We start from the raw sequence: 6,000 nt of genomic DNA on the forward strand, positions 1-6,000 counted from the left end.
TCATAATTTAAAAAGGTGATTACTTATGTTTAAGGTTGAAAGTTTAGAAGGAAATTATTACATGGGATGCAGGTGGCTCAGTCTATTGGGTTTAATTGGTCTGAGTCCTTCAAGAAAAAAAGAAAAAGTGAAGAGAGCAATGGTCACCAAGAGAAACTCCTAACAATAAATGCAACATAAATGTAAGTTTGTTGTATTAAACACCCGGCTCCCTTTGACAGCCGGGATATTTAACTTACCTTATGGACGTACTGTTGGTTAAACTCTGCCTCTTAAAATGTAAATATATTTCATCATTTCTAAGAAGGAGGGAATTCATAAATAAGCGTGCACTATTCATTTTCTTTTTAGTAGTTTTGTCTTTTTTATTAGCTGCCTGCCAGCAAAATCTGGAATGGCCCGAGTCGAAGAACCAACAAGAGATTTCATCTTCTGTCGAAGGCATAACCATTAAGCTTGAAAAAGAAAAATACGAAACAAAGGATACGGAAGCTAAGCTTGTGATGCACAATGACAGTGAAAAAACATTCCTTTATGGGAGCCGAAATGTATTAGAAAAAAATGTGAATGGAACATGGTATGAGGTTCCACTAAAAGAAGGAATAGCTTTTTCAGACATAGGCTACAACCTTTATCCTAATCAAACAGAATCCGAAATGATTTCTCTTAATATTTTCGATGAGAAACTTTCTCCCGGACGTTATCGGATTATCAAAGATTTTAACGATAATGCAAAAGAGTACAATACGGAAAATGAAATATTGGTCGCTGCTTCGTTTGAAGTTGCGGAATAAAATGAACCTTCTTAGATTCTTTTTTTGTTTTAGTCAATTTGGATAAAGTATGTAATCAACAGTATCGGTCAACTACTGTTTAAACTAAGAGCAGCGTTGCTTTATTCCTTCTGCAACTAAACCCCAGTTACGGAAGATTAATCCATATTTTCGGCAATCTTTTTCAATTCTTTTGCACGAGTAATAATAAATGCTCTCATATACTTTTTCAAAAACAGCTTATCGGTTACAACGCCAATTAGACCAAATAATCGGTTTTATGTAATTTATTTTTCCAATATAAACCTAAACAACAATGTGATGAACCATTGACATAATCCTCAATAATACCTTGAGATGGGGAAAAGAACCGTGAAACGAAGTCGTATTTATTTGAATTAGATTTACTTGTAACAATGACACCACGCACAGGCAGCTGGGCAATAGATTGTATATCGGGCTTTAAACTTCTTACAATCTCTTCGGATTCCACCTCAACCAAATAGTCGAGTTTATTTTCCCCAACATATTTGAACTCGACACCTAAGGCCCTCATTAATAAATCAGGAGCTACAATCTTCTCTTCGGAAATAGCAGGAAAAAAATCTAATTGAACCCAATCACCAGTTAATCTCGCTGTAAGAATTCCACTCTTTGTATGAAAGCTGATTTGCTGATCTGCTTCTTAATATCCCTTTTTCCACAATACATAGGCACTGGCTAATGTTCCGTGTCCACAGATCGGTATTTCGGTTGTTGGAGTGAACCACCACAACATATAGCTACTACTTTGAGTCTTATGTACAAACGCTGTAACAGGCAAGTTGGTTTCTTTTGCTGCTTGCTGCAGCCATTTGTCATCTTTTTCTTCCTGCAGAATACAAACAGCTGCAGGATTTCCACTAAAAGCTTGTTCGGTAAAAGTATTTACATTATATAGCTTCATCATTAAGCCGCCAATAAAAATGTGTATTCCGCAAAACTGCTTCTTTATAAACTATTATTGGCGTATTTTTTCGCTTAAAATTCCGAATCAACAGAGGTGTTAAAAAAATATACTAAATCTTTAAGGCTGTTACTAATGTCAAATAAAGCTACTGTAATGAGAATTGCACAAATAATAATTACTCCTTTGAAAAACAAATCAAATTTATTCAAGATGAGTTCCTCCCTTTGTTTTCTTGTATCAAACTAATTTTACCTTTTTAAGATAAAATTGGCTTTGATTTAAAGGAGGAAATAATTGAAGTTGTTTAATTTTTTGGACGTTCTGTTTATTAACACATTCGCCGTCTTAAAAGTGATAATATATGGTATTGTCAAAAGAAAGGAGTGGTAATTTTGAAAAACCACAAACATTTGGTTATTTTTATTGGTGTAATATTATTATTGGTTGCCGGTTGTTCAAATGAAACCAAATCAAGTGAAAGTAAATCAAACACAACTGAAAATGATAGAAAAGTAATTACGGTAGAAAAACATAGCATAAAAGAAGGTAATTATGAACTTTTCAGAGAAATCTCCGATGATGAGGCAGTCCAAAAAGTTGAGGACATATTTGCTAGCATTGCATGGGAGAATGCAGAAGTAAGTATGGCATCCCCTCCACACTCTAGATTCCATTTAGAAGAAAAAAATGTACAAGCTAAGCCAAATAAGACAGTTTACTACCTATGGATTAGCCCAAGTAAAGAGAAAGTAGAACTTGTTATAGAGGGTGAAGGCAAATATGCTCAATTGAGCAAGGGTCAGTCAGCAGAATTATTTGAGACAATTACAGGTAGAAAATTGTCCAATGTAAAATAAAAATGAAAGAACCCTCTGAGGTTCTTTTCATTTTATTTAATTACTGTTAGAGCGTTTTATTCAACAGTTTTGGTCTACTACTAACCAATAACTAAAATTAATAAGAAGAAAAAGGGTGATGATTACTTCGTGCGTAATCATGACCTTTTTTCGTTTTTAAGTAGTCAAAAATGTTAAGTTCTGAACAAAGCATAATTTAGTGCATATTTATAACCTTCTAGCTTTGCTACTCTTGATAATTTATAGCAAAATCAAGGTTAAAGCGGGAGCATAACTCGTAGTTAAAAGTGGGATATTGTGAACAGCATCATAATTTATTTCACCTGTATATGTACTCGTATTTTATATTTATTAGTTGTTATCAATATGTGCTAAATTCAAATAAATATTTTATCAAAAAACATATCAACAAGGTTTGCAGCAGACGAAGAGGCAAGGCAAAGCATGCCTTTCTGTAGAAAACTTGAGTTAAATCTAGAGTATTTAATTACTAAAAAGTTATGTGGCTTCTTATATATAGCTTTTGAAGAAGGTTTTTCACTTATTTAATAAAGTCTCTTGTAGCGTAGGCAACTAATTCAAATGAAAATGCCTTTAGTAAAAATTCAAGAATACTTTAAAAAGAAGCAGCTGTTATAACAAATTCAGAGGATTAAAAATAGACTCCGTACAGCGTTCTTAAAATTATATGGATCACAGGAAAAGAACGCCTTCTTCCTTCATACATATGAAGGGGTTAGTCCAAGTAAATAAAAAAGGTGGTTTTTCTTTGACAAATTGGTATGATCCATATTACTCGCAGTACACGGCCCAGCAGTACGGACAAAATTATCCTTATGTGCCTCAAGTGCTTCCGGTTGTTCAGCCATACGGAACCCAATTTTCTCACTTCCAGCCAATTGCTCCATCTGCTCAGGATAGACTCATTCTTCCAAAAGGGTACAAATACGATATTGTTGCTACCTGGGGTGAAGATTTAGGAAATGGAGAAAGATTCGGGTTTAACAATGACTTCACCTGTTATTTTGGAAATAACCCGAATGAAGGTTTGTTATGGGTCAATCATGAATACATCGGAGATATGAGTATTTTTGTCACTGGTTATAAGGAAGAACCTGGAACAAAAAGGACAGCAAAGCAAATTGCGACTGAAAAATATAATCTGGGTGGATCCGTTATTCATATCCGCAAAGGGCAGGATGGCAAGTGGAATATTATCAAAGGCTCTCGATACAATAGACGAGTCACTGGAAACACACCTATTAACTTAACCGGACCGGCCAAAGGAGATGCTGCAGTAGGCGGAGTAACCCAAGTCATCGGAACTTTTGCTAATTGTTCAGGCGGGAAGACACTTTGGAACACGGCATTTTCTTGTGAAGAGAACTATGAAGATATTGTGGAAGACTGGTCGGAAAATCCTGAAGTCCCTGCCTTGAACCCAACTCATTACGGATGGGTCGTAGAGATTGACCCATACGATCCAAAGTCTATACCAAAAAAACATTCGATGCTGGGCCGTTTTTCTCACGAAAATGCAGTCATGACAATCGGAAGATCAGGCCGGCTTGTTGTTTACACTGGTGACGATGCAAATGATCAGTGTGTCTACAAATTCATTAGTGACGATATATATCGTCCAGAATTAGGAAAACGGAATAGCCGCCTCCTGGAAAAGGGGACACTCTATGTTGCTGACATGGGAGCAAACAAGTGGATTCCTCTTGATTTAAACAAAACCCCGAAATTAAAAGAAAAGTATAAGACACAAGGGGAAGTGCTTGTAAATACACGGGATGCCGCAAAGCTAGTTGGCGGTACGCCTTTAGACAGGCCGGAGGATATTGAAATTCATCCAAGGGACGGTTCCGTTTATATGGCGTTTACAAACAATTTGGACCATGGCAACTACTATGGCCAGATATATCGCCTTATAGAAGAGGATAATAATCATGAAAGTACCTCCTTTGTCTATGAAATTTTTGTATCAGGTGGGCCTCAAAGCGGTTTTGCCTGTCCAGACAACCTTATGTTTGATCAGTCAGGAAATCTATGGGTGTGTACAGATATTTCATCTGATAAGCTTAATCAAGGGGCGTACAGGCCATTTGGAAACAATGGGTTGTACATGATTCCAACAGAAGGACCTTATCGGGGCAAAGCGATGCGATTTGCATCCGCGCCTGTACAGGCGGAGTTAACAGGAACATGGCTGGCTCCAGACGGGGAAACATTATTCATGTCAGTCCAGCATCCTGGAGAAGAGAGCAAAGATGTCAATAACCCGACAAGCAGATGGCCATACGGGGATATTCCAAGACCATCTGTGGTTGCGATTTCGAGGCAATCATAAATAATAAAGCTAATTCATACAAAAAGCGTATTCAACTAAGAAATAATAAATTAAGGATCCTAGCTAAGAAATCATAGAATGATAAGACCACCAGTTAGTATTTTTTTACTCTATACCTTTCAGAGTGGCTTACAGTTTGCAGCCACTCCGCTTGATTTTTCATACAAATCTTGGCTCACCATACACCAGCAGTGAGTTTACTCAGCATGTCCAAAAATGTGGAGTCAAGCAGTCTTTCAGCCAGAAAGGCTGTCCTTATGACAATTGCCTGTATAGAATCATTTCACGCCATATTAAAGAAAGACGAAGTTTATCATATACAATACACAGACTATCCAGCTCAAAGCTGGCCATGTTTCAGTTTATAGAAGGCTGGTAATCCACAGCAGCACCGGCTATCAGACACCGCAAGCTGTTGAAGACCAGGCTAGAAGATCTGCCTAAGGCTTAACTTATTTGTGTCCAAACTATTGCTCAAATCCACCCTCTAAATAAAAGAGGGTGCTTTTTGTACTTTGAAGTTAACCAATAACCCATTTATTTCTTCCAGTTTCTTTTGCTTGATAGAGGGCTTTGTCTGCTTTTTCTAGCACCTGTTCTATAGACTCCCGTTTATATTCCGTTAATCCTAAACTAATGGTTATTGGTATAGCTTGGCCTTTGTAAATGAATGAAGACGACGCTACTTGTTTGCGTATACGTTCAATAATAATCATTCCATCTTCCAGAGATGTATCGGTAAGAGTCAGAATAAATTCTTCGCCTCCTATACGTGCAAACATATCTGTTGCCCGGATATTTTTTTTGACGATAGTAACCAGATGTTTCAGTGCTTCATCGCCGCATAAATGGCCATAATGATCATTTATTTTTTTGAACAAAAAGTTAGCGCCGCATTCCCCTTCAAAATCTCCGATTTAGTGGGGGTTAGGCGCTAAGGTCTTGATTCTTCTTATTCTTCTATGTATTTTTTATGACATCGCTTGCCGCTTCTTAATTATCATCACTCATGCCGATTCTCTTTTCATTTTACAAGTGATTTCCATTTTGATACGATCAACCTATCAT

Annotated in this window: 7 protein-coding genes; 3 read left to right on the forward strand and 4 right to left on the reverse strand. The window is 36.9% G+C overall.

The features are described 5' to 3' along the window. The first annotated feature begins 242 nt into the window (after positions 1 to 242). A complete protein-coding gene (locus M3221_RS24380) occupies positions 243 to 794 on the forward strand; it encodes an immunoglobulin-like domain-containing protein (protein WP_251274654.1) in 552 nt (183 codons plus the stop codon). Positions 795 to 1,032: 238 nt separating this feature from the next. On the opposite strand, the gene M3221_RS26975 is transcribed toward M3221_RS24380, so the two are convergent. From M3221_RS26975 to M3221_RS24395, 3 genes are all read right to left on the reverse strand, one after another. Then, complete coding sequence (locus M3221_RS26975) at positions 1,033 to 1,329, reverse strand: PhzF family phenazine biosynthesis protein (RefSeq protein ID WP_396395433.1); 297 nt, start codon at positions 1,327 to 1,329, stop codon at positions 1,033 to 1,035. A 129-nt stretch (positions 1,330 to 1,458) separates the two neighbouring features. Beyond that, positions 1,459 to 1,719, reverse strand: coding sequence for a PhzF family phenazine biosynthesis protein (locus tag M3221_RS24390; protein ID WP_251274655.1), 261 nt, complete (start codon positions 1,717 to 1,719; stop codon positions 1,459 to 1,461). Positions 1,720 to 1,793: 74 nt separating this feature from the next. Next, positions 1,794 to 1,931, reverse strand: a complete 138-nt coding sequence (locus M3221_RS24395) for a hypothetical protein (RefSeq protein ID WP_251274656.1) — start codon at positions 1,929 to 1,931, stop codon at positions 1,794 to 1,796. Positions 1,932 to 2,114: 183 nt separating this feature from the next. On the opposite strand from M3221_RS24395, the gene M3221_RS24400 reads away from it, so the two are divergent. Together M3221_RS24400 and M3221_RS24405 are read left to right on the forward strand one after the other, a co-directional pair. Continuing rightward, positions 2,115 to 2,579 carry a YhfM domain-containing protein gene (locus M3221_RS24400; protein WP_251274657.1) on the forward strand — a complete coding sequence of 155 codons (465 nt, stop codon included), beginning with the start codon at positions 2,115 to 2,117 and terminating at the stop codon, positions 2,577 to 2,579. 769 nt (positions 2,580 to 3,348) lie between these two features. Continuing rightward, entirely contained in the window at positions 3,349 to 4,932 is a 1,584-nt protein-coding gene (locus tag M3221_RS24405; RefSeq protein WP_251274658.1) for a PhoX family protein, read from the forward strand. Between the two features lie 521 nt (positions 4,933 to 5,453). Here M3221_RS24405 and M3221_RS24410 read toward each other — a convergent pair. Beyond that, entirely contained in the window at positions 5,454 to 5,813 is a 360-nt protein-coding gene (locus M3221_RS24410) for a GGDEF domain-containing protein (protein ID WP_251274659.1), read from the reverse strand. Positions 5,814 to 6,000 lie beyond the last annotated feature (187 nt).

Origin of the sequence: Domibacillus indicus, assembly GCF_023715895.1 — a bacterium.
GTDB classification, from domain to species: Bacteria; Bacillota; Bacilli; order Bacillales; family Domibacillaceae; genus Domibacillus; species Domibacillus indicus_A.

Bases quoted from the DNA above. Each gene is read 5' to 3' on its own strand.
- M3221_RS24390 (WP_251274655.1), bottom strand. From the start codon at position 1,719: ATGAAGCTATATAATGTAAATACTTTTACCGAACAAGCTTTTAGTGGA.
- M3221_RS24380 (WP_251274654.1), top strand. From the start codon at position 243: ATGGACGTACTGTTGGTTAAACTCTGCCTCTTAAAATGTAAATATATT.
- M3221_RS26975 (WP_396395433.1), bottom strand. From the start codon at position 1,329: ATGAGGGCCTTAGGTGTCGAGTTCAAATATGTTGGGGAAAATAAACTC.